This is a genomic window from Mesorhizobium sp. M0991, from assembly GCF_040318915.1.
GTDB lineage: Bacteria > Pseudomonadota > Alphaproteobacteria > Rhizobiales > Rhizobiaceae > Mesorhizobium.
The window spans coordinates 1-24,951 of record NZ_JAMYNE010000041.1; the positions used below are offsets into that span (position 1 = coordinate 1).

The following is a 24,951-nucleotide window of genomic DNA, read 5'->3' on the forward strand; positions in this document are numbered from 1 at the left end:
GAAAATCTCGATCGCTTCATTGCCTGTCTCCTCATCCGAGGAACAGGCTAACCTCAAACCGAGGACATTTCAGGGGAGCACGTCAGCAAGGTTGTTGATGCCGCGTGGAGTACCAACGTGGCCGCGGCGCGGCAAGCGCTCGCCACGCACACGGGAATATTGAAAGCATTGAATGGCGACTACCGTCGCGCCACTGCACTTGTGCGGACTATTTTGGTAGCCCCTAGCGCGCCTGCGGCGGAGATAATGGGTCTCCTCGACATTCTGATGAAGGGCCAGGCGGCCGCAGCAAAAGTGCGCGAAGGCGACGCCTTTGGCCGTTCCGCCTTCGGAGCCGATTGGCGCGGGGAGAGATCGTCTTCGGCACCACTCCAGGCCTTAGTGGAGTGGATGCGCACGCTGAGGGGACTTGGCTCGGAACCGCGAATTATAGCCGGGCGGATGGCGGAGCGCTCTGAAGCGGGCGCGCGTGCGGTCCGAGTTCGTAAGGTGATCGACATCGGTCAGCCGATTATCGAGGGGTTCTGGAACGATTTAGGCCACCTTGCGTCATCCATGCTAGGTGACGTGGCTTCCGCCGAGCGGGCCTCGCTGCAACTGATGGAAGCGAAGGCAAGCACTGTAGCTCAAGCCGATGACGCGTCACGACAGGTTCTGACTGACGTTCCAGATCTGATCAGTGAGCGGGTGGAGATACTGCGCCGACTAGGCAGACTACAAGCGCTTGCTCAAGAGATCGACGACGGGGAAAGCCTTGGCAAGTTCGCATTCGGCTCGTCGTGGCTCGGTCGAGGATCCGATTGGGCCGCTCTCGCGCAAGCCGAACTTTGGCTGAGAGAAAATGGCTCAATCCGGCATTTGGCTGCGCGGTTGCCTGAAAGAAAAGAGATCGCAAACTTGGCGCGTTCAGCGCGTGAAGCGGCCCAAGCGGCAGCGCGGGAATTGAAGGCGCTTGCAGGGGATTTGAAAGCCGATGCTCCCTCCTTGTTTGGAGTAGACGATTTTCCAGACGTCGCGATAGTCGAGGTTGTTTCTCGACTGGCGGGGTGGCTCGATCATCAGGAACAGCTCTCGAAATGGGTTGCCTATGAAGAGCGATCCGAAACGGCCCGAAAGGCTGGACTGGGACAGTTGATAGACGGCCTAGCCGACGGCCAGATTACAACAGGATCGGCGCGATCAGTCTTCGATATGGCCTACTACGAACGAATGTTTCTAGCGATGGCGACCGATGAGCCGGAGCTGGCAAGGTTCGACGGGGAACTGCATTCCAGGGCTGTACGTGACTTCGCGGATCTGGACCGACAGAGGATCAAGGCCGGTGCCATTGAAGTTGTGACGGCTCATCACCGAAAAATTCCCTCAAGAGACGGCGGAGCTGGACCAGTCGGACTGCTTCGTTCTGAGATGGCGCGCAGACGGGGCCACATGCCTATCCGGCAGTTGATGCAGAAGGCAGGGCCTGCCATCCAGGCACTCAAGCCAGTGTTCATGATGAGCCCGCTTTCGGTGGCCCAATTCCTGTCGCCCGGCAGGATGTCCTTCGATCTGCTTGTGATGGACGAGGCGTCTCAGATACAGCCTGTGGACGCGCTTGGCTCGATCGCCAGGGCCAATCAGGTGGTCGTTGTTGGCGACGAACGCCAACTGCCACCCACGACATTCTTCGCGAAGATGACAGGCTCGCAGTCTGAAGATGACGAGGGTGAGGGCGCGCAGGTCGCCGACATCGAAAGCATCCTCGGCCTGTTCACGGCCCGCGGCTTGCCGCAGCGTATGCTCCGCTGGCACTACCGTAGCCGTCACCAATCTCTGATCGCCGTATCGAACAGCCAGTTCTACGAGAACCGGCTTTTCATCGTGCCAAGCCCCTATACCCAAGAGGCAGGCATGGGGTTGCGGTTTCATCATGTGCCGGAGGGGGTCTTCGATTCCGGTGGCACAGGAGCCAATCCGGTAGAGGCGAGAGCAGTAGCCGAAGCGATCATCCGTCATGCGAAGGTGAACCCGCAAGAGACTCTAGGCGTTGCAACATTTTCGGTTAGCCAACGCCGCGCGATCCAGGATGAACTCGAAGCGCTGCGGCGACTAAATCCCGATACGGAGGAGTTCTTTCACGCGCATCCCAGCGAGCCATTCTTTGTCAAGAACCTTGAGAATGTTCAAGGCGATGAGCGCGACGTGATCATGATCTCGGTGGGGTATGCCAAGAATGCGCAGGGATACATGGCCATGCGTTTCGGCCCTCTTGGTGCGGAAGGCGGCGAGCGTCGGCTCAACGTCCTCATAAGCCGAGCCAAGCGCAGCTGCGAAGTATTCGCGTCCATCACAGACGAAGACATCGACCTGGAGCGTGGCAAAGGGAAAGGCATCTTCGCCTTCAAGCTCTTCTTGCACTACGCGAGAACAGGGCGAATTTCGCTTGCCCAGGCCACGGTTCGCGAAATGGATTCGATCTTTGAAGAACAGGTAGCCAACGCGCTGATCGAAAAAGGTTATCAGGTTCATGCTCAGGTGGGCATTGCCGGTTTCTTCATCGACCTCGCGGTTGCGGATCCAGAGAGGCCAGGCCGGTATATACTCGGCATCGAATGCGATGGTGCAGAATATCATTCGTCGCGCTCGGCCAGAGATCGAGACCGGCTACGGCAATCCGTCCTTGAGGATCATGGTTGGATTATTCATCGGATCTGGAGCGCTGACTGGTTCCAACGACCTCATGAGCAGCTGGAGCGAACCATACTAGCGATTGAGGCTGCCAGAAAGGAACTCGATGAGCGGGCCGAATTGGGGGTTCAGAGAAATCGTGCTGTAGCCGTTCAGGTTGTTATGGTCGACCGGGGCAACGTGACGGAAATCGGTCTCGAGAGCACAAACGGATCCGAGACTCCCAATCGAGCCTACGAAGAGACTCAGCTAAGGCGACCGGGATCGTTCGAACTCCACGAGACGCCCAGCGGAATCATGGCCGGGCTGGTCGAGCAGGTCGTGGCTACAGAAACACCAATCCATGTCGACGAAATAGTTTCGCGTATTCGGGACGCGTGGGGTCTGCAGCGGGCCGGTGGCAGGATTCAGGATGCAATCGAGCGAGGTGTAGGCATAGCACAGAGAGGTGGTGCAGTAGCCCGTCGAGGCAACTTCTGCTTCAAGCCGGGTGCTCCTGTTCGTCTTAGAGAACGCAGTGCGGTCGTGTCCCCTGGATTGCGTAAGCCCGAAATGATTGCGCAGGACGAGGTCGCCCAAGGCGCTATGGAAGTCGTGAAATCCAATCTCGGTGCGACAGAGGAAGAAATTGCCACAGGCGTTGCGAGGATGCTGGGCTTCAAAGCCACAAGCGCACAATTGAAGCAGCTAATTTCGGCCGCGGTCGCCGATTCAGTTGCCAAGGGATTGTTACGGTCCCAAGACGGCTTGTTGGTGGTCGGCGACTGCACGAGCGAGAAATTAGCCGAAGTGTAATGGGGCGTTGCAGCGACCTCGCTGCAATTTCAGTCGAGCTCAGAACACCTCTTTCCCTGGCGGAGGCCGAATGGCATTTCGATTCGTACACACGGCCGATATTCATCTCGACTCGCCGCTTCGTTCGCTGGCGATGCGAAATCCCGATCTTGCCGGGCTCGTGGGCGACGCCAGCCGCCAGGCATTCGTTTCGATAGTGGATCTCTGCCTTGAGGAACGAGTCGACGCGTTGGTCATTGCTGGCGACCTATACGATGGCGAGCAGACCTCGATGAAAACTGCGCGGTTTCTGGCATCGCAAATGACACGCCTGCACCAGACCGGCATCAGGGTTTTCAAGATCCGCGGCAATCATGACGCCTTGTCGCGGATTTCCAAACAGCTGGTGTTTCCCGACACCGTTACCATCTTCGGCGGTCGTGCTCAGTCGGTATTGCAGACAGCCGGCGGTCTGGACATCGTTTTCCACGGTTTGAGCTTTGCGAACCCAAAGGCCCCGGACAGCCTGCTGACCAAATATCCGGCTGCTCGTGAAGGGGCCGTCAACATAGGCATCATGCATACCAGTCTGGCTGGATCGCCCGGTCACGACGTTTACGCGCCCTGCAGCATCGCTGACCTGCACGCCCACGGTTTCGACTATTGGGCCCTCGGCCACATTCATGTTCGTCAAGTCTATTCCGGCGCAAGCACCGTGGTGATGCCGGGAATACCTCAGGGGAGGGATATTACCGAGGCGGGTGAGAAATCAGTCACCCTGGTGACGGTGCGCGACGACCGTTCGGTGGAGATCGAGGAACGGCTGACCAGCGTTGCGCAGTTCGAACGGGTGAGCGTCGACCTTACCGGGGCGGTGGAGTGGCCCGAGGCCGTCGCGCGTATTCGTTTCGCGCTCGAAGAGATGCGGGCCACCGTCCGATCGCGTCATGCTGTGGCCCGCGTTGGCCTGAGAGGGACGTCACCATTGTTATGGGCGCTGATCCGCGACAGGGACCTCCTTCTTGCCGAAGCCGAACAGGCTGCGGAACAGCTGGGCCATACGTGGGTGGAGAAGCTCGAGCTTGACCTCGCGCCGCCTCGGACGGAGACCGCCGAGGATATTGCTGATCCGATTTTCGAACTCGGGCAATCAATGCGTGCCGATGCCACCTCGGAGGCCTTCCGCGCTGAGGCGAGGGCGTTCGTCCAAAAGATGGTCGCCGACCTTCCGGCTGACGGACGGGATTTTGCTGGGAAGGACGAAGCCGGGCTGGAGCAGTTCCTCGATCAGGTGCTTTCCAAGGGTGCGGACTTGGTCACTGCCCGCCTTAAGTCCGGTGGATCGTCATGAGGTTGCGGCGACTTGACCTCATTCGCTATGGAAAGTTCACCAATAGTACGATCGACTTCGGACCCAAACCGGAATCCGGACCTGACCTGCATATCGCGTTCGGCCTGAATGAGGCCGGCAAATCGACCGCGCTTTCCGCCTACTTAGACTTGCTGTTCGGCATCGAGGAACGGAGCCGCTACAACTTCCTGCACGAGTACAGCGCCATGCGCATTGGCGGCGTGCTGGAACTGGCCGGCTCCCAGCACACGTTCACGCGTACGAAACAGCGTACTAATTCGCTATTGAACGCGACGGGCCAACCGGTGAGCGACGTGGCGATCACGGCGCATCTCGCCGGACTGTCGCGTGACGCTTACACGACGATGTTCTCACTCGATGACGAGACGCTGGAAGCGGGCGGGAAGTCGATTCTGGAGTCGCGGGGCGACCTCGGCAAGCTCCTCTTCACGGCAAGCGCCGGTCTTGGGAACGCAAGTGATACGTTGAACACCCTCGAGGCCGAAGCAGACGCTCTGTATCGGAAGCAGGCGCATGGCACCGAACTGGCGCTCCTGAAGAAGCGCCTTGTTGACGTGAAGTCGCGCAGGGATGCGATCGATACCCTTGCATCAACCTACGAGGGCCTGGAGGCCGAACGTCTCGATGCAGCGCAGCAATACGACCGGACCATCAGTGACCGAGCGGTGCTGGTGGCCAGGCTGGATACCATTGCTCGTTACGTGCGTGCTGCGCCGATGCGGGCGGATATCCGGCGCAAGATTGCCCGGCTGAATGAGCTGCCGGACATCGCCTCCCCAGCTCGCACGTGGACGGGTAGTGTCACCGGACTCATCGATGACGATGCCAGCCTCAGAACGCGGCTGTCCGCAAACATCGACGAGGTCCAGCGCTTGGCGGCAAAAGTCACTGCGGTCGATGAGGATGAATCGATCCTGTCGATTTCCGAACGAATCCGCGGGCTTGCGGAGAGCAAAGTGCGCCATACCGCGGCTGGCTTTGACTTGCCCACTCGCAGGATGGGGCTGCAAATCCTCAACAACACCGTGGCAAGCTGCCTAGCCGCCTTGGGTCGATCTTCCGAGCCGGATCCTGCCGCGCTGCTTCTGCCTGCCGTCACCGTTGGCGTCGTTCGCGCTATGGTCGAGCAGAGGTCCGGGATTGCTACCGGGGTGCGCGCCGCCCGCGACGAGGCGGCGGCAGCACTCGATGCGCTGCAGGCGGCAAGGCAGCGGGTCGGCGAGGAAAGGGCAGTGCCCGAACCTGCCAGGGCAAGGCTGGGCTCGGCTTTGTCGAAAGCGCGAGCAAGCGGACACCTGGCGGAGATCAGGACGGCTCGCGAGGCAGAAGATGCGGGAACAATTCGATGGGAGGTGTCGCTCACGCGCTTGCGTCCATGGAGAGGAGATGCCCTTGCTCTCGCCAACGTCGCGGTTCCGAGCGCCGGGCACATTGCCGCCTGGAAGACAGTAGCGTCAGAACTGGCAAGAAACACCGCCGTACTTGCCGAACGCCTCGCCGAATACGAGGGCAACCATGCCATGCTCAAGGCTGGATTGGATGCCCTTCGTCCCTCGGTCGACGTTGTCGACGATGATGGGGCTGCCGCGATCCGCCGTGTCCGCGATGATGCGTGGGCAACGCACCGCGCAGCGCTGACCGGTGACACCGCTGACGATTTCGCCGTGGCACTGGCGCGCGATGACATTGCCAGCGCGGGCCGGCTGGCCGGCGCGGCGGATCTTGCCGAGATCCGGGCAACGACTCGCGAACTGGCCGAGGTCGCGGCCAACCTGTCACGCAACGGCATCCAACGCACACAGCTCGGCAAGGATGTGGATACCCAATTGTTGGAAATCCGCGCGGCCGCCAGAGACCTGCTCGGAGACGCCGTGGAACCTTCGTCTGAGCGCCTGATCGAAAGGATCGAGGATCAGATCGAGGCGCGCAGCGATGCGCTCGCTGCCTGGGAGCAGATCGAACTTCTCCGCAGGAAGGCGGAGCGAGCCGCTGACGCCGGCGAGCAGATACGCTTGGAAATGAGAGCAGCGCTGGAAAGCGTCGGCATAGTATCAGAGCCCGGCGACACCCTCGAAGCAATCATGGCCATCGCTGAGCTGTTTCTGGATCGGCAGCGCAAGGTGGACGCAGAGTATGCCGAGGCGCTCAGAATGGTGGGCTCCAAGGAAGAGGATCTAGCGGCCCGACGGGTTGCCGTAGGCGTGGCGGAGCGTCGCGAGGAGGAATGGCTGGCCGGCATTGTCGAAGCACTCAAGGGAACTTGGCTCGAAAGCGGGCTCTCAGCATCCGGCGTCGGCACTGTGCTCGATCAATTGGCCGAACTGTCAAGAAGCCTGCAGGAACGGGACGATCTGCAGCTGCGTATCGACAAGATGGCGGCCGACAGGGCTAATTTTCTGGTCGAGGTCATCGCCGTAGCGGTTGAAGCCGACGAGCCGACGGAGGATGGCGAGCCGGAGCAGTTGGCCATCCGCCTTGCCGAGCGCCTGGAGCGCGCCGAGCGGACACGCGAAACGAAGGCAAGCCTCGGCCACGACCTGAAGCGCCTGAAGGAGGCGCGCGACATCCTCGACAATGAGATTTCGGCGCACGAACGCCGCAAGAACGAAGTGCTGGGCGTTTTTTGCGTCGCCACTTTGTCCGAGGTAGTCGAACGCGATGAGCTGCTGCGCGAGCGGGATGGATTGCGCGCTGCCGTCGCTGACCTTGAGGAACGGGTAGTGGCGGAACTTGCAGTCGACGGATTCGAGGAGGCACGCTCGATCCTGGACGCGATCGATTTCGACAGCCTCACGGTCGAGAAGGCTGAGGGCGAGCAGCGGCTTCGCCAGTTCGATGAGATGATCCAGCAACAGCTGATCCGGCAGACACGCGCGGCCGATAAGCTGGACGCCATCGGCGGCGACAGCGCGGTTGCACACCTGGATGCCGAACGGCGCACAACCCTGTTGGAAATCGAGGAGAAGGCCGTTCGTTACATCGAGCTGAAGCTCGGCATCATGTCGGCTGGAAATGCTTTGCGGATCTACCGTGAGAACCACCGTTCGGGGATGATGGCGCGTGCATCAGACGCATTCAAGCTAATGACCCGTGGGCAGTATTCAGGCCTTACAACCCAGCCCGTGAAAGGCGGGGAGGTTCTCATCGCGGTGCAGCGCGACGGGCAATCCAAGCTCGCTGACGCGCTTTCGAAGGGCGCGCGCTTTCAGCTCTACCTGGCACTGAGGCTCGCCGGTTATTACGAGTTCGCGCAATTCCGGCCCTCGGTTCCCTTCATCGCCGACGACATCATGGAAACCTTTGACCATATTCGCTCGGAGGAGGTTTTCAGATTGTTTGGGGAGATGGCGAACACAGGTCAGGTCATCTATCTCACGCACCACAAGCACCTATGTGAAATCGCCAAGGCTGTTGTGCCACAATCTACCATTCACCAGCTGGATTAGGCTCGATTAGAATTCGCCTCAAAACGGTTCAACTAACCAACTCGTCTGACATAGGAACTTTCGATCGAATCCGTCATGACGTCCCATAGAGGTTGAGAAATGCCTATTTTGTTCTGCAATGTTGCGTGGATGAACGACTACGCCGGGCGGAGCGCGGATGACCCGCCTCTCGGTGGCGGGGCATTTCCGAGAAAGCAGGGTTATTGCGCGGAAGAATGCAACTTTGTTGCAGCCGATGACGGGTACGTTTACGGCTCTTCGAGACGATTAAGGGCGAATTGGATCGGCAGGTGCGCATCCAGAATCTGGGTTCAGGCAAGCACGACGAATTTGTCGACGGGATCGACATCGTTTGGACGGCTCCGGAGGAAGGCAAAGATCCGCGCGTGGTGGTCGGGTGGTATCGCGGTGCGCGACTGTATCGCCACCGCCAGCACTTCAAGGGGCGTAACCCTTCCGCCCAGCATTACAAGGATAAGATCAGGTCGTTCAGGGCTAGGACACTCGCCGAAAATGCATTCGTGCTGCCCCCGGAGGATAGGCACCGTGGCAAAGGGTGGAGTGGCCAGGCAAGCTGGTGGTATGCGAACGATACGACAGATCGATCCGCCAGAGCATTCGTCAAGAGAGTAAAGGCATTTATCGAAGGCGAGCCAGTCGCTCCCGTCGGGGCATCGCCCGATCATGATGGAGGTCGTGGCCGACCGGCTGGAGCGGCAGCGTCCGACGTCTACAAACGGTATGTGCGGAAGTACGAGATCAATGTCCATCCTCAGCATGACAGTCTGCACAAACAGTTCGTAGCGTTTCTCAGCGAGCGATATCCGCGGATTGATTTTCCCGCTTGTTTTCGCGACGACCTTCGGTTGCGGTTGACGCAATGCCGGAAGTGATGGTCGAGATCAAGCCTGCTGATGCGGCTACGATGCGCTTCGCGATTCGCGCCGCGACCGGCCAGTTGCTCGACTACCGCCAGCATCAGCGGTGGACTGGCCGACAGGTAATTCTCGTCGGTGCGAAGGTGACGAGAAAGAACGATCTAAGTCTGGCGTTTGACAGCGGCTTTGGCCTGGCCTGGCCCATTGGAACCGGCGGATTCGAGATCCGCTGGCCCGACGGCGCTGGTTGATTGGCAAGCAAGCGCCGAACGTCCGGAGGCTAAAGCTCAGGGTCGCGATGGATCGGCATTGCTGCTTTCGGTGCCGAACCCAATCTCTCATGTGGGGATATCGCAGTCCTCCAAACGATGCTCAAGTCGGTAGTAATGGTCCCTCATGCTTCGCAATCGTGCAATCAGTCCTTACTCGCCGGCGCGCAGAGCTGTGACGAACTCGTTTTCCTCCGCGAACCTGCTTGGGAGAGATCGTATCGCGTACGTACGACATCGATGTTTTGCGCCAGCTCAGTGCGGCCAATCGGCGAGGCGCTTGCGCTGGTCCATGAGTAGTCGTGCGGAGGACCGCGCCGTGCATCGCATCTCTCGTGCCGCTTGCGCTGCTGAGGCCTCTTCTGTCAGGCGGTCTAGGTTTCGCGCTTCGGGCCGAGCAGGAACACTGTCAGGGCGGCGGCGAACGTGGCAACAGCACTGTAGGCAATGGCACTGGTAATCCCGGCATTGTCCACCAATACTCCGCCGAAAATCGCGCCGGCTGCGATTGCCACTTGGAATGCTACGACCATCAGCACACCGGCGCTTTCGGCCTGCTCGGGAACGGCCCGCCGCACCATCCACGTCTGTAATCCCACCGGCACGGCGCCGAAGGCAAAGCCCCACCCGGCAACCGCAATCGCCGAGGCGAAGGCCGATGCTCCCGCCATCAGCAGCGAAACAGCGGCTATCGCTATGAGCAGCGGTGCAAGGGCCGCGACTGCCTTGAGACTGTACTCGGCCAGAAGCCCGCCGGCCAAATTGCCGAAGAATCCCCCGATGCCAAAAGCAAGCAACACAAGCGAAATCGTTTCGACGTCCAGAGCGGGAACCTTCTCGAGGAAGGCGCGGATATAAGTGATTCCGGCGAAGTGGCCGGAACCGACAAGCAGGACGACCACAAGCGCGACCTTGACCATCGGAATCTTAGCCACATCCAGCAGGCTGCGGAAGCTAGCCACTCCAATCGGAGGCAGTCTCGGAATGGTTATGAGTTGCACCAGCAGTGTAGCCGCGCCGCCGACTGCGGCGAGCATGAAGGCACTTCGCCATCCCCAGATATCGCCGACATAAGCGCCGATTGGAGCTGCGCAAACGGTAGCCACGGAAACGCCGGTGAGGATGATCGCCATAGCGCGCGGCAGGAGGTGGCTTGGAACGAGCCGCATCGCCAGTGCTGCCGACATCGACCAGAAGCCTCCGAGCGCTATGCCGAGCACGACGCGTGCAGTCAGGAGAACCGCCAACGACCACGCGCCGGCCGCCAGAACGTCCGACAGGATCAGCAGCAGCGTCATCGCCCACATGACGAGCCTGCGGTCCAGGCGCTTTGTGATGATAGCCACTGTCGGCGCCGAGATCGCCCCGACGATAGCGGTCGCCGTCATCGCCTGTCCAGCCGCACCCTCGGTGACACCGAGATCATGCGCGAGGGGCGTGAGCAGGCTGACAGGCAGAAACTCTGCGGTCACCAGCCCGAAGGTGCCCAAGGAAAGCGAAATGACCGCACCCCATGCGGGACCAGACGGTGGGACGGGCTTTTCTGGGTCGTGCAGAACAGCGTCCACAACGCCTGCCGCGGATTGGGTCATGAACGAAGTCTCCACTTTGATGCAATGCAACCTGATGTTGGCTGCCTTGACCCAAATTTAAAAACACAAGCGCATTTCCCGGCGGCGTTGCACGGAGGAGGGGATGTTCATTGCTTCGCGATATTTTGTGACGGTGCGGCGCGCAACATCGATGCCGGTTTCCTTCAGCCGGGCAGCGATGTCCTCGTCGGAAAGCACGTCGCCGGGAGATTCTGCGGCAATTATCGCTTTGATCCGATGGCGGACAGCTTCGGCGGAGTGCGCATCGCCGCCTTGGCAGGACGCGATCGCGACGGTGAAAAAATACTTCAGTTCAAAGACGCCGCGCGGGGTAAGCATGTACTTGTTCGAGGTCACCCGGCTTACCGTCGACTCGTGCACGCCGATCGCGTCAGCGACGGTTCTGAGATTGAGAGGCCGCAGGTGGGCGACGCCATGTTCCAAAAAGGCATCCTGCTGACGCACGATTTCAGCCGCAACCTTAACGATGGTCTTGGCGCGCTGATCGAGGCTGCGGATTAGCCAGTTCGCGTTTTGCAAGCATTCGTCGAGAAATGCTTTATCCTTCGCACTTTGGGCAGTTTGACGCGAGACTTCGGCATAGTAGCTTTGGTTGATCAGCAGCTTTGGCAGTGTGGCGGGATCGAGTTCGATCTGCCACCCCCCTTGCGGTGAGGGCGTGACCCAGATGTCGGGTATGATTGATTCAGACGCACCGGATTGGAATCGGTTCCCAGGCTTGGGATCGAGCGCCCGAATCTCATGCATCATGTCGAGAAGGTCTTCTTCATCGACTCCGCAATGCTGCTTCAGTGCCTCAAAATCGCGCCGCGCAAGCATTTCAAGATGGGCAACCAAAGCTGCCATTGCCGGGTCGAGCCGGTTACGCTGGCGCAACTGGATCTCGAGGCATTCTCTGAGACTTCGCGCAAAAACTCCCGGTGGATCAAATTGCTGCAAGGTTCCGAGAACCCGTTCCACAACAGCCTCACGGACATTCAGGCTCTCGGCCAGCTCCAAAAGGTTTGCCCGAATATAGCCAGTGTCTTCCAGATCGGCGGCAAGCTGGCCAGCGATCAGCCGCTCCTGTGGTGTGAACGCAGTGAGGGCGATCTGACGAGCGACATGGTCGTGCAATGTTTCGGCGAGGGTGGCAAACTCGTCGAGGGAAGGGCCATTGCCCGGCGGGTTGTTGGTCGTGTTGCGAAGTGATTTCCATTGCCCGAGCCGTTCAGGCGACCCGCCCCCGGTCGGTCCGTCAACGGCGTTTGCGCGTGGGCCGATAGGCTGATCCGCTCCCGAACTCGAAACATCGCCAAAAGGCCCGCCATCGTTTGACGCAGATTCCAAGAGCGGGTTCTTCTCGATTTCCCGCTCCACGAACTGATGCAGTTCAGTATGCGCCAGTTGCAGCAAGCGAATCGACTCAATGAGTTGAGGCGATGCGACCATGGATTGCTTCTGGCGCTGAAGCAGGCTTGCTGAGGATTGCATGGTGAGCGCGATAATCCTGTCGAGGGAGCCTCTTGGGGCGGGCAATGGCACCAGTGAGACGTTTTCTAGGTCATGCGGCGGCTTTCAGCGTTTCGAGAACGTTTTGCGGGGATGAGACGCCATAGGGGTCGGCCTCGCAGTTGTCGGAGAAACCTTCCTCCTCGAACCACTGCTCCACCACGCCATTGTTGATCAGGGCGGCGTAGCGCCAGGAGCGCATCCCGAAGCCGAGATTGTCCTTTGCGACCAGCATGCCCATCTTGCGTGTGAACTCGCCTGAGCCATCGGGGATGAGCTCGACCTTCTGCAGGCCCAAGGACTTCCCCCACGCATTCATGACGAAGGCATCGTTGACGGAGACGCAGTAAATCGCGTCAATTCCCTCCTTCTCAAACTCATCATAGAGCTCTTCGAAATTGGGCAGTTGGTAGGTCGAGCAGGTCGGAGTGAAGGCGCCAGGCAGCGAGAACAGGATGACGCGCTTGCCGGCAAAGTAGTCGTCAGATGTCTTTTCTTCCCAGCGATATGGATTTGGGCCCTGGACTGACTCATCGCGAACACGCGTGAGAAAGGTGACGAAGGGAACCTTCTTTTGAACGGTCATCAACTTGCTCCTCAGGAAAAAACTGGCGCGCCGGATTCTGGCAGAGGCTGGCGCAATACCGAGCAAAGGCTCGTATGCCGGGCATGAAATGACGCCCTCGCGGCTCGCAACCTCCTCTTTCCATCCCGATGTAGGGGAACGTCTTGGCTGCTGGTCTTCGCCACCCGAACGCCATCGATCTGAGCGAGCTGGAGGCCGTCGAGCCGCTTGGGCAATCTTTCCACGGCTATGGCGCCGGAATCGGCATCGATCACTCGCGCTCGTGCCCGGGAAAAAGTGATAGCGGGCCCGAAGTAGCCAGTATCGGAAGCGTGTGGAGGCCTCACGCAAGAGACCCGCGTTACTGAGCTGCTTCGGCGTTTCGCCGATATTGCCAGTGACCCGCCGACCCTGGCTTCGGTGGCTCTTTGATGGGACTCTTGGGCACTCACATGCTGATCAGAACCGGTAAACGGCAATTGCGCGAGCGCCATGTGTTGGCGTGCCGGCATCGGACCAGCCGTGCGCGAAGCGGCTACCGAGCAGAGGCCTCCGCAGGAGACGATGTACCGATGTTCAGCGGGAACGGGCACCGTCTCCTCAGGCCACGGTCTGAAGCTTCGCGTGTCGGGCATGGCGCAAGTCGCTTTCATCGTGATTTGATGGGCTCTAACCAGGAGCAGCAAGCGGCGTGCCATTTCGAATAAAGATGCTTTTGGACCGCCCCTTTTTCTCGGAGGCCGTGTCTTCGCCAAGATCGGGCGCGCGCTATAACCGCCTCGCCACCACACTCAACAACGGTGCTGTATGGTGCGGATATTCGGCGCTTCCGCCCCGGCTGGGCAAAGACGAACCGGAAGCCGAGCCGATGCACTACCTCACACCGGCGGGCACTGCAGCGATTGCGTAGCGTGTGCCGCTAGCGTGTTCTTGCGTGCTGAGGCACGGCTATCGTGAACACGCGCCTGTGGCAGCAACCATGAGCACGCGCTCTTCGGCAAGCGCCCTGATTCCGTGAGGATCGAATTCTCCAAGCGTGTCCTGTTTGCAACCCTCTTATGTTCGAAACTGGACCAGAATGTCGCAAGCCCGACCGAAAGGTCGCCGAGGCGTACTATCCGACACTGTTCTGTCCCCTTTGTTGGCCCGCGACACCGGCCTATTTCGCCGAGCTCTTGTCTGGCCTCAGGCTAACCCGGTGAAAAGCAATCACAATTTTTCTTCTTCTGCTGGGTCGGCCAAATTGGCACGAGTTTTGAAGCTCCTTCGTTGCGGGCCGGGAGCTGCCGACCGACCTTCCTTTCGTGGATGGCACCGCGATCGATGGAACGAAGAAAGAAAAGCAAAATGTCAAATCCGCATCAGATAGCATTCTATGGGAAGGGGCCTCGGCGAAACCGCCCCCTACCAAACAGGCTCGCCGCCCTTGTCGACCCTTGCGCAGGAAATCTTGATGGCCGGCTGCGACTCAAACGCCCGCCACACTCGCCTTATCCTCAACTCGAAGGCGCAGGATAACGTTCTGCATCTCGCCGCGCGGTATGCCTAGGCAGTTACACGTTGGCCGACCTTGATAATCGAATCGGGCTACGCTGCGGAGGACGTCGTCTACATGCCTTCCTAAGCCATTCGCTGCCCGCAGCGCCTGCCGGTCACCTCCCGCCCTTCCATCGCTTAGAGATCAAGTGCCACCATGTCCGAACAACCCTTGCCGACGCTGCCGATGTGGCGCGTCGATCACATCGAGCCCTCGCCCGAGATGTTGGCGCAACGCGCCAACGGTCCGATCCACCGCGTGCGCTTCCCGTCCGGGCACGAAGGCTGGTGGGTGACAGGCTACGATGAAGCCAAGGCGGTGCTGTCCGACGCGGCGTTCCGGCCCTCGGGAATGCCGCCGGCGACATTCACCCCGGATTCGGTGATTCTCGGATCGCCGGGGTGGTTGGTCTCGCACGAGGGGGGCGAGCATGCCCGGTTACGCACGATCGTGGCGCCGGCCTTCAGCAACAGCAGGGTGAAGCTGCTCGCGCAGCAAGTCGAGGTGATCGCCGCACAGTTGTTCGAGACACTGGCGGCCCAGCCCCAGCCCGCCGACCTGCGGCGCCACCTCTCCTTTCCACTTCCGGCCATGGTCATCAGCGCGCTGATGGGCGTGCTCTACGAGGATCACGCCTTTTTCGCCGGGCTGTCCGACGAGGTGATGACGCACCAGCATGAAAGCGGCCCGCGCAGCGCGTCGCGCTTGGCCTGGGAAGAACTGCGCGCCTACATTCGCGGCAAGATGCGGGACAAGCGCCAGGATCCTGGCGACAACCTGCTGACGGATCTGCTCGCGGCGGTCGACCAGGGCAAGGCGACCGAGGAAGAGGCGATCGGCCTGGCGACGGGCATGCTGGTGGCGGGGCACGAGAGCACCGTCGCGCAGATCGAATTCGGCCTGCTGGCCATGTTCCGCCATCCGCAACAGCGCGAACGCCTGGTCGGCGATCCATCCCTGGTGGACAAGGCGGTGGAGGAAATCCTGCGCATGTACCCGCCGGGCGCGGGCTGGGACGGCATCATGCGCTATCCGAGGACCGACGTGACCATCGCGGGCGTGGATATTCCTGCGGAGAGCAAGGTGCTTGTCGGCCTGCCGGCGACGTCGTTCGATGCGCGCCATTTCGACGACCCGGAAATCTTCGACATCGGACGCGACGAAAACCCGCACCTGGCGTTCTCCCATGGGCCGCACTACTGCATCGGCGCGGCGCTGGCCAGGCTGGAACTCAAGGTGGTGTTCGGTTCGATCTTCCAGCGCTTTCCCGCGCTGCGCCTGGCCGTGGCGCCCGAAGAACTGAAGTTGCGCAAGGAGATCATCACTGGCGGGTTCGAGGAGTTCCCGGTGCTCTGGTGATGCGCGGACGCCGCCTGGAATCGCGATCTTCTCCGCAATTTGCCGGCGCGCCTGGCGCGCGCCGGTCAGATCAGCCAGCCAACAGGTAACCAAGATGGACGTGCAAGAAACCACGGCAGCATGCCGGGACGCCTTCGCCGAACTGGCGTCGCCAGCGTGCATCCACGACCCGTATCCGTTCATGCGGTGGTTGCGCGAGCACGATCCGGTGCATCGCGCGGCCTCGGGCCTCTTTCTGTTGAGCCGCCACGCCGACATCTACTGGGCGCTCAAGGCCACGGGCGATGCTTTTCGGGGACCGGCGCCGGGCGAACTGGCGCGCTATTTCCCGCGTGCGGCGACCAGCCTGTCACTCAATCTGCTGGCGTCCACGCTAGCGATGAAGGAACCACCGACGCATACGCGTCTGCGCCGGCTGATCTCGCGCGATTTCACCATGGGCCAGATCGACAACCTGAGGCCGACCATCGCTCGCATCGTCGCAGCGCGCCTGGACGGCATGGCGCCCTCGCTGGAGCGCGGGGAGGCGGTGGACCTGCATCGGGAATTCGCGCTGGCCTTGCCCATGCTGGTTTTCGGCGAACTGTTCGGCATGCCCCAGGAAGACATGTTGGGGCTCGTCGCCGGCATCAGCGCCATTCTGGAAGGCCTGAGCCCGCACGCCAGCGATCCCCAGCTCGCCGCGGCGGACGCGGCCAGCGCCAGGGTGCAGGCCTACTTCGGCGACCTTATACAGCGCAAGCGCATCGATTCCCGCCACGACATCGTGTCAATGCTGGTCGGCGCACACGACGACGATGCCGACATGCTGTCGGATGCGGAGTTGATCAGCATGCTGTGGGGCATGCTGCTGGGCGGCTTCGCCACCACTGCTGCGGCCATAGACCATGCGGTCCTGGCGATGCTGGCGTATCCTGAACAGCGGCACTGGCTGCAGGGAGATGCCGTGGGGGTGAAGGCGTTCGTCGAAGAAGTCCTGCGCTGCGACGCGCCCGCCATGTTCAGCTCCATTCCGCGTATCGCCCAGCGCGACATCGAACTGGGCGGCGTGGTGATCCCGAAGAACGCGGACGTGCGCGTGCTGATCGCGGCCGGCAATCGCGACCCGGACGCCTTCGCCGATCCCGACCGCTTCGATCCCGTGCGGTTCTACGGCACCAGTCCTGGCATGTCGATCGACGGGAAGATCATGCTGACCTTCGGCCACGGCATCCACTTCTGCCTTGGTGCGCAACTGGCCCGGGTGCAGTTGGCCGAGAGCCTGCCGCGGATCCAGGCGCGCTTCCCCACGCTGGCATTGGCCGAGCAGCCGACCCGGGAGCCCTCCGCGTTCCTTAGGACGTTCCGCGCGCTGCCGGTGCGGCTGCATGGGCAGGGGGGCTGAGATGCGCGTCCTGGTCGATCAGGATCTGTGCGGTACTACCGGGCAGTGCGTGCTGACGCTGCCGGGCACCTTTCGCCAGCGCGAACCGGACGGCGTGGCAGAAGTGTGCGTGGCGACGGTCCCGCAGGCGCTGCACGCCGCCGTGCGGCTTGCGGCCAGCCAGTGCCCGGTCGCCGCCATTCGGATCATCGAAAGCGACGCTGGCGATGACGAGCGCGCCAGCGCCGACCCTGCGCCTTCTCCGGCGGAGGCCGAGCGGCATGCCGCGAAAGACCAATGCAATCCAGGAGACACGATGGGACGGTTTGAAGGCAAGGTGGCTGTGGTGACCGGCGCCGGCGCCGGCATCGGCAAGGCATGCGCTCTCGCCATCGCGCGCGGGGGCGGCAGAGTGGTGGTGGCCGACATTGATGGCTCGGCGGCCATCGCCTGCACCGCGCAGATCGCGGCCGAAGCAGGCCACGCGCTGCCCCTAGCCATGGATATCGCCGATGCGCAGGCGGTGGCAGCGCTGTTCGAGACGGCGGAGCGGCACTTCGGTGGGGTCGACCTGCTGGTGAACAATGCGAGCGCCATGCATCTGACCTCACGCGACCGCGCGATCCTCGACCTGGACCTGGCGGTGTGGGATCAGACCATGGCGACCAATCTGCGCGGCACGCTGCTCTGCTGCCGGCAGGCCATCCCACGGATGATCGCCCGCGGCGGTGGCGCGATCGTCAACATGTCGTCGTGCCAGGGACTCAGCGGTGACACGGCGCAGACGTCCTACGCCGCGTCGAAGGCGGCGATGAACATGCTGTCGGCCTCGCTCGCCACCCAGTATGGTCATGCGCAGATCCGCTGCAACGCCGTTGCGCCGGGTCTCGTCATGACCGAGCGTCTCCTCGCCAAGCTGGACGAGTGCATGCAACGGCATCTGCGCCGGCACCAGCTCCTGCAGCGCGTCGGCCGCCCCGAGGACGTGGCCGCGCTCGTGGCGTTCCTGCTCTCCGACGATGCTGCGTTCATCACTGGCCAGGTCGTGTGCATCGACGGCGGCATGCTGGCGCATGTGCCGACTTACGCCGACGGTGGCAACAGCTGCGCCGCGCGGCCTGCCGGCGACACCGCCGAAGCGGCCGCGGCGGCGCGCTGCTGATGGACATGCTGCTCAACCCGCTCAACCGTCGGCACCGGCTGCGATACGACATCCCGGTCATGCCCGGCGCTTTCCCCCTGGTCGGGCATCTTCCCGCCATCGTCTGCGACCTGCCGCGCCTGCTGCGGCGCGCGGAACGGACGCTGGGCAGCCACTTCTGGCTGGATTTCGGCCCTGCCGGACACCTGATGACCTGCGTGCATCCGGATGCGTTCGCACTGCTCCGGCACAAGGACGTGTCCTCGGCGCTGATCGAAGAGATCGCGCCCGAATTGCTTGGCGGAACGTTGGTTGCCCAGGACGGCCGCGCGCACCGGCAGGCGCGCGATGCGATCAAGGCGGCGTTCCTGCCCAAGGGGCTGACCCAGGCCGGCATCGGCGACCTGTTCGCGCCCATCATCTGGGCGCGGGTGCAGGCGTGGCGCGAGCGCGGCGACGTAACCATCCTGCGCGAAACCGGCGACCTGATGCTCAAGCTCATCTTCAGCCTCATGGGAATCCCCGCGCAGGACCTGCCGGGATGGCATCGCAAATACCGGCAACTGCTGCAGTTGATCGTCGCGCCCCCGGTCGACCTGCCCGGACTGCCCTTGCGGCGAGGCCGCGCCGCCCGCGACTGGATCGACGCGCAGTTGCGCCAGTTCGTCCGCGACGCGCGCGCGCATGCCGCGCGCACCGGGTTGATCAACGACATGGTGAGCGCCTTCGACCGCAGCGACGATGCGCTTTCCGATGACGTCCTGGTCGCCAATATCCGCTTGCTGCTGCTTGCCGGTCACGACACCACTGCCTCGACGATGGCCTGGATGGTGATCGAGCTGGCGCGGCAGCCTGTGCTGTGGGACGCCCTGGTCGAGGAGGCGCAACGCGTGGGCGCGGTGCCGACCCGGCACGCGGACCTGGCGGAGTGTCCGGTCGCCGAGGCGCTGTTCCGCGAGACGCTGCGCCTGCATCCGGCGACCACGCTCCTGCCGCGTCGCGCCCTGCAGGAATTGCAACTCGGCCAACGGCGCCTTCCCGCGGGCACCCATCTGTGCATCCCGCTGCTGCATTTCTCGACCTCGGCGCTGCTGCACGAGGCGCCTGATCAGTTCCGCCTGGCGCGGTGGCTGCAACGCACGGAGCCGATCCGGCCGGTGGACATGCTGCAGTTCGGTACCGGCCCACACGTCTGCATCGGCTACCACCTGGTATGGCTCGAAATGGTGCAGTTCTGCATCGCCTTGGCGCTGACAATGCACAAGGCCGGGGTGCGGCCGCAGTTGCTGAGCGGCGTCGAAAAAGGCCGGCGCTATTACCCGACTGCACATCCGTCCATGGCAATCCGCATAGGCTTCTCATGAGCTGGCAGCGCATGCCCCGTGTGGCGAGGCAGCGGCGCCGGCGAGGCGCGGCATTGCTGCACTCAGCGCACGCGCTCGGTGCGGCGCCGGCAACACCGCTGCGGCTTGGCGCTCGCCGTGGCCATCTCGTGTCAGGTACAAGGACATGAATAACATGCAGACCGGTTCCACGCTACACGACGACCGAACTGGCGTTTCCGCGCTCGGCGGATCGGGTGCGCAGGCGCGCGGCGCATCCGGCAGGCTGCTGCCGGAGATCTGGATGCAGGACGGCGCAAAGCGGGTCGAACAGGCGCTGGCGCGTCTTCTCTGCGCCGAAAACGACGGTGAGACCGAGCTGATGGCGGCGATGCGCTACGCCACCTTGCATGGCGGGAAGCGCACCCGCGCGTTGCTCTGTCTGGCTGCCGGCGGACTGGCCGACACGCCGGCGCACATGCTCGACGACGTCGGCGCCGCCATCGAGATGATGCACGCCTGTACCCTGGTCCACGACGACCTGCCCGCGATGGACGACGACGTGCTTCGCCGCGGCCTTCCGACCGTGCACGTCAAGTTCGGCGAAGCCACTGCGATCCTGGTCGGCGATGCGCTGCAGGCGCACGCCTTCCTGACCCTGGCGAGCCTCGATGCGCCGGGCGACACTCGCATCGCGCTCGTGCGCGAACTGGCGCAGGCCGTGTCCGCCGAGGGTGCCGCAGGCGGGCAGGCCATGGATCTGTCGCTGGTCGGAAAGCACGCCGAGCTGGACAGGATCGTGGCGATGCACCGGATGAAGAGCGGAGCGCTAGTGCGCGCGTCCGTTCGCATGGGCGCGCTATGCTCCATCGCGGAGGATGCCGCGCACGCTGCGCTGTACTGTGCGCTCGATCGGTACACCGCCTGTTTCGGCCTGGCGTTGCAGGTGGTCGACGACATTCTCGACGCGACAGCGGATACCGCGACGCTGGGCAAGACCCCCGGCAAGGACGCGGCGGCGCAGAAGCCGACCTGCGCGTCGATCATGGGGCTGCAGGCAGCGCGCCAATTCGCGCTGGATTTGTTGCGCGACGCCGGGGAGGCCATCGCCCCGCTGGGGCCGCGTGCGGAACGGTTGGCGCAGATGCTGCAGCGGGCCAACGTGTATTTGTCCGCGCCATACGCATGAGCGCGTCCGTCCGCATGGACTCGCCCCTGTGCTGCTGCGATCGGCCGGCGGCAGCGGTGCATGCTGCACTGTGCCCGAGTCCGCGGCGATGTGCGCGGCGTCTGCCGATCCTGGTTCTCGTCAACCGTCTGCAGAAGGAACATCCCGCGTGAACGCGCTGTCCGAACAGATCCTTTCCGAATTGCGCCACCTGCTGAGCGAGATGAGCGACGGCGGCAGCGTCGGTCCGTCCGTCTACGACACGGCGCGAGCTCTGCAGTTCCACGGCAACGTCACCGGTCGGCAGGACGCATACGCGTGGCTCATCGCGCAGCAACAGGCCGATGGCGGATGGGGAAGTGCGGACTTCCCGCTGTTCCGCCATGCGCCCACGTGGGCGGCGTTGCTGGCATTGCAGCGTGCCGATCCTCTTCCCGGCGCTGCCGACGCAGTCCAGGCTGCAACCCGGTTCCTCGAGCGCCAGCCCGATCCCTACGCGCATGCGGTGCCGGAAGATGCGCCGATCGGCGCGGAGCTGATCCTGCCGCAGCTGAGCGGCGAGGCCGCATCCTTGCTGGGCGGCGTGGCGTTTCCGCGCCACCCGGCGCTGTTGCCGTTGCGGCAAGCGTGCCTGGTCAGGCTGGGGGCGGTGGCGACGTTGCCGAGCGGCCATCCGTTGCTGCACTCCTGGGAAGCCTGGGGGACGTCGCCGACCACCGCATGCCCGGATGACGACGGCAGCATCGGCATCAGTCCGGCGGCCACCGCCGCGTGGCGTGCGCACGCCGTGACACAGGGGAGCACGCCGCAGGTCGGGCGCGCCGACGCGTATCTGCAGGCGGCATCGCGGGCGACGCGCAGCGGCATCGAAGGTGTCTTTCCCAACGTCTGGCCGATCAATGTATTCGAGCCATGCTGGTCGCTGTACACCCTGCATCTGGCCGGTCTGTTCGCGCATCCCGCGCTCGCCGAGGCGGTGCAAGTGATCGTCGCGCAGCTCGACGCCCGCCTGGGCGTGCGCGGTCTGGGCCCGGCCTTGCACTTCGCGGCCGATGCGGACGATACCGCCGTTGCGATGTGCGTCCTGCGCCTTGCAGGCCGCGACCCGGCGGTCGATGCCTTGCGCCATTTCGAAATCGGCGAGCTGTTCGTCACCTTCCCCGGCGAGCGCAATGCCTCGGTGTCGACCAACATCCACGCCCTGCATGCGTTGCGAATGTTGGGAAAGCCCGCCGCCGGCACCAGCGCCTACGTCGAGGCCAATCGCAACCCGCACGGTCTATGGGACAACGAAAAATGGCACGTTTCGTGGCTGTATCCCACCGCGCATGCGGTCGCTGCGCTGGCGCAAGGCAAGCCCCAGTGGCGCGACGAGCGCGCGCTGGCGGCGCTGCTGGAGGCGCAGCGCGACGACGGCGGCTGGGGCGCCGGTCGCGCGTCCACATTCGAGGAAAGCGCCTATGCGCTGTTCGCGTTGCACGTGATGGACGGGAGCGAAGAGCCGACAGGGCGCCGGCGCATCGCGCAGGCGGTGGCGCGTGCGCTGAAGTGGATGCTCGCCCGCCACGCGGCGCATGCATTGCCGCAGACGCCGCTGTGGATTGGCAAGGAACTGTATTGCCCCACCCGGGTGGTGCGCGTGGCCGAACTCGCCGGGTTGTGGCTGGGGCTTCGTTGGGGGCGGCGCGTCTCGGCCGAGGGAGCAGGAGCGGCGCCATGATCCAGAACGAACGTGCGCTCCAGCAGGTGCTGGAGTGGGGGCGTTCCCTGACCGGGTTCGCCGACGAGCATGCCGTGGAAGCGGTCAGGGGCGGCCAGTACATCCTGCAGCGCATCCACCAGAGCCTGCGCGACACCAGCGCCCGCACCGGCCGCGATCCGCAGGACGAAACGCTGATCGTGGCGTTCTATCGCGAACTGGCGCTGCTGTTCTGGCTCGACGATTGCAACGACCTTGGCCTGATCGGGCCGGAGCAGCTCGCCGCCGTGGAGCAGGCGCTGGGGCAGGGCGGGCCGTGCGCGCTCCCCGGATTCGGGGGCTGCGCTGTGCTGCGCGCTTCGCTGGCCGCGCTCGCCTACGATCGTCGCGACTATGCTCAGCTTCTCGACGATACCCTGTGCTACTGCGCAGCGCTGCGCGCCGGACACGCGCAGGCGGCAGGGGCGGAACGCTGGTCCTACGCCGAGTACCTGCACAACGGCATCGATTCGATCGCCTACACGAACGTGTTCTGTTGCCTGTCGTTGCTGTGGGGGCTGGACATGGCGACCTTGCGCGCGCGTCCGGCGTTTCGCCAGGTCCTGCGGCTCATCTCGGCGATAGGGCGCCTGCAGAACGATCTACATGGACGCGACAAGGACAGGTCGGCCAGCGAGGCCGACAACGCGGCGATCCTGCTGCTGCAGCGCTATCCGGCTATGCCTGTGGTGGAGTTCCTCAACGACGAGCTGGCCGGCCATACGCGCATGCTGCACCGGGTGATGGCGGAAGAACGCTTTCCCGCGCCGTGGGGACCGTTGATCGAGGCCATGGTGGCCATCCGCGCGCAGTACTACCAGACCTCAACCAGCCGCTACCGCAGCGACGCTGCGGGGGGAGGCCAGCGTGCGCCGGCCTGAACGCGGCGGAGGCGGCGGCGTGCGCGCGCTGCCGTCGGTCCGATCCGACGCAACGCCGTCGCCGACGCGACGGATGGAGCGAGCATGAGCGACACCAACCTGAGCCGGCGCAAGAACGACCACCTGGACATCGTGCTGGATCGGCGAACGGCGCTGGCCAAGGCCGCCGCCGGCTGGCAGTACATCCGTTTCGAACACTGCGCATTGCCCGAGTTGGACCTGACGCAGATCGACCTGCGCGCCTCGCTGCTGGGCAAGACCATGGGCGCGCCGCTGCTGATCAGCTCCATGACCGGCGGCATGCCACGCGCCGAGGCCATCAACCGGCATCTGAGCGAGGCAGCGCAAGCCTTGGGGATCGCAATGTGCGTCGGTTCGCAGCGCGTGAGCCTGCAATCCCGCAACTCCCAGGGGCTGACGCGCGCGCTGCGCCGCCTGGCCCCAGACATTCCCTTGCTGGCCAATGTCGGCGCCGCGCAACTGCGCGAGGCTGACGGCCTGGACTTGGCGCGCCGGGCGGTGGATGCGCTGGAAGCCGATGGACTCATCGTCCATCTCAATCCGCTGCAGGAAGCGGTACAGCCGGAGGGCGACCGCGACTGGCGCGGCGTCCTGGCGCAGATCGCTCGCGCCGCGCGCAGCGTGGGCGTGCCGATCGTGGCCAAGGAAGTGGGGTCGGGCCTGTCCGCCTCGGTGGCCTGTGCGCTAGTCGAGGCGGGCGTGGCGGTGATCGATGTCGCCGGCGCCGGCGGCACCAGTTGGGCCGCGGTGGAGGGCGAGCGCGCCCGCGATGCCGCCGACCGTGCAGTGGCGATGGCGTTCGCCGATTGGGGGATTCCGACCCCCGCCAGCGTGCAGGCGGTACGTCGGGCGCTGCCAACGGTGAAGCTGATCGCGTCGGGCGGGATCCGCGACGGCGTCGACGTGGCCAAGGCCATCCGCCTGGGCGCGGACATCGCCGGGCAGGCGGCCGGCGTGCTGCGCGCGGCTACGGTATCCACCGAGGCGGTTGTCGCGCATTTCGAGATCGTCATCCGCCAGTTGGCCGTCGCCTGCTTCTGCACCGGCTCGGCTGATCTGGCGTCGTTGCGTCAGGCGCGCTTGTTGCCCTCGGCACATCTGCCCGCCGGTTGATGCCGGGGTCGCGTCTCTTTCGCATTCATAGGGCCAGCGTCGGGCGCATCGGCGCTGAGGTTAAACTAGCCATTCGCTGAAGTGGCGGTGGCCATGGCAGCTGTTCTCGGAGGAACGCCATTCGCTGTGCGGGCCTGGGAGATCCTCGAAATGAAGGAATGATCTCTTTGCATACCATTATCTTCATATACGATACGCGAACAGATCATTAAGATTTGACTTGCTCGTCGGAT

16 protein-coding genes and 2 pseudogenes are annotated in these 24,951 nt (G+C 63.3%); 15 read left to right on the forward strand and 3 right to left on the reverse strand.

The window, feature by feature from the left end:
• Nucleotides 1-117: 117 nt before the first annotated feature.
• From NKH70_RS31695 to NKH70_RS31715, 5 genes are all read left to right on the forward strand, one after another.
• A complete protein-coding gene (locus NKH70_RS31695; protein WP_353027166.1) occupies nucleotides 118-3,462 on the forward strand; it encodes a DUF3320 domain-containing protein in 3,345 nt (1,114 codons plus the stop codon).
• Between the two features lie 70 nt (nucleotides 3,463-3,532).
• Nucleotides 3,533-4,792 (forward strand): metallophosphoesterase family protein, encoded by a 1,260-nt coding sequence (locus NKH70_RS31700; protein ID WP_353027167.1) that lies wholly within the window; start codon nucleotides 3,533-3,535, stop codon nucleotides 4,790-4,792.
• Nucleotides 4,789-8,259 carry an ATP-binding protein gene (locus NKH70_RS31705; RefSeq protein WP_353027168.1) on the forward strand — a complete coding sequence of 1,157 codons (3,471 nt, stop codon included), beginning with the start codon at nucleotides 4,789-4,791 and terminating at the stop codon, nucleotides 8,257-8,259. The genes NKH70_RS31700 and NKH70_RS31705 overlap by 4 nt, the downstream gene beginning before the upstream one ends.
• Nucleotides 8,260-8,549: 290 nt before the next feature.
• On the forward strand, nucleotides 8,550-9,152 hold the full coding sequence (locus tag NKH70_RS31710) for a hypothetical protein (protein WP_352491457.1): 603 nt from the start codon (nucleotides 8,550-8,552) through the stop codon (nucleotides 9,150-9,152).
• Complete coding sequence (locus NKH70_RS31715; protein WP_352591419.1) at nucleotides 9,140-9,388, forward strand: hypothetical protein; 249 nt, start codon at nucleotides 9,140-9,142, stop codon at nucleotides 9,386-9,388. Before NKH70_RS31710 ends, NKH70_RS31715 begins: the two co-directional genes overlap by 13 nt.
• Before the next feature lie 392 nt (nucleotides 9,389-9,780).
• Here NKH70_RS31715 and NKH70_RS31720 read toward each other — a convergent pair whose 3' ends face one another.
• The 3 genes from NKH70_RS31720 to NKH70_RS31730 all read right to left on the reverse strand — a co-directional run bounded on the left by NKH70_RS31720 (nucleotide 9,781) and on the right by NKH70_RS31730 (nucleotide 13,096).
• Nucleotides 9,781-10,998 carry an MFS transporter gene (locus NKH70_RS31720; RefSeq protein ID WP_352591422.1) on the reverse strand — a complete coding sequence of 406 codons (1,218 nt, stop codon included), beginning with the start codon at nucleotides 10,996-10,998 and terminating at the stop codon, nucleotides 9,781-9,783.
• A 57-nt stretch (nucleotides 10,999-11,055) separates the two neighbouring features.
• Entirely contained in the window at nucleotides 11,056-12,492 is a 1,437-nt protein-coding gene (gene rpoN, locus NKH70_RS31725; RefSeq protein ID WP_352591425.1) for an RNA polymerase factor sigma-54, read from the reverse strand.
• Nucleotides 12,493-12,562: 70 nt separating this feature from the next.
• Nucleotides 12,563-13,096 (reverse strand): peroxiredoxin, encoded by a 534-nt coding sequence (locus NKH70_RS31730; RefSeq protein ID WP_352466644.1) that lies wholly within the window; start codon nucleotides 13,094-13,096, stop codon nucleotides 12,563-12,565.
• Nucleotides 13,097-14,422: 1,326 nt separating this feature from the next.
• Between NKH70_RS31730 and nifH the strand changes: the two are divergent.
• The 10 genes and pseudogenes from nifH to fni all read left to right on the forward strand — a co-directional run.
• A pseudogene (nifH, locus tag NKH70_RS31735) lies at nucleotides 14,423-14,615 on the forward strand (nitrogenase reductase); the annotation flags it as partial.
• A gap of 153 nt (nucleotides 14,616-14,768) precedes the next feature.
• Nucleotides 14,769-15,971 (forward strand): cytochrome P450, encoded by a 1,203-nt coding sequence (locus NKH70_RS31740; protein WP_353027169.1) that lies wholly within the window; start codon nucleotides 14,769-14,771, stop codon nucleotides 15,969-15,971.
• A gap of 94 nt (nucleotides 15,972-16,065) precedes the next feature.
• Nucleotides 16,066-17,355, forward strand: coding sequence for a cytochrome P450 (locus NKH70_RS31745; protein ID WP_353027170.1), 1,290 nt, complete (start codon nucleotides 16,066-16,068; stop codon nucleotides 17,353-17,355).
• A gap of 1 nt (nucleotide 17,356) precedes the next feature.
• Nucleotides 17,357-17,482 (forward strand): annotated as a pseudogene (locus NKH70_RS31750) (ferredoxin); the annotation flags it as partial.
• Nucleotides 17,483-17,650: 168 nt separating this feature from the next.
• Nucleotides 17,651-18,496 (forward strand): SDR family oxidoreductase, encoded by an 846-nt coding sequence (locus NKH70_RS31755; protein WP_352785146.1) that lies wholly within the window; start codon nucleotides 17,651-17,653, stop codon nucleotides 18,494-18,496.
• Nucleotides 18,496-19,839 (forward strand): cytochrome P450, encoded by a 1,344-nt coding sequence (locus tag NKH70_RS31760; RefSeq protein WP_353027171.1) that lies wholly within the window; start codon nucleotides 18,496-18,498, stop codon nucleotides 19,837-19,839. The genes NKH70_RS31755 and NKH70_RS31760 overlap by 1 nt, the downstream gene beginning before the upstream one ends.
• Nucleotides 19,840-19,993: 154 nt before the next feature.
• Complete coding sequence (locus NKH70_RS31765) at nucleotides 19,994-20,986, forward strand: polyprenyl synthetase family protein (RefSeq protein WP_353027184.1); 993 nt, start codon at nucleotides 19,994-19,996, stop codon at nucleotides 20,984-20,986.
• A gap of 148 nt (nucleotides 20,987-21,134) precedes the next feature.
• Entirely contained in the window at nucleotides 21,135-22,685 is a 1,551-nt protein-coding gene (locus NKH70_RS31770) for a hypothetical protein (RefSeq protein ID WP_353027172.1), read from the forward strand.
• Nucleotides 22,682-23,584, forward strand: a complete 903-nt coding sequence (locus NKH70_RS31775) for a terpene synthase family protein (protein WP_353027173.1) — start codon at nucleotides 22,682-22,684, stop codon at nucleotides 23,582-23,584. Before NKH70_RS31770 ends, NKH70_RS31775 begins: the two co-directional genes overlap by 4 nt.
• An 84-nt stretch (nucleotides 23,585-23,668) precedes the next feature.
• Nucleotides 23,669-24,718: a type 2 isopentenyl-diphosphate Delta-isomerase gene (gene fni, locus NKH70_RS31780; protein ID WP_353027174.1), complete on the forward strand. Its 1,050-nt coding sequence runs from the start codon at nucleotides 23,669-23,671 to the stop codon at nucleotides 24,716-24,718.
• Nucleotides 24,719-24,951: the final 233 nt, after the last annotated feature.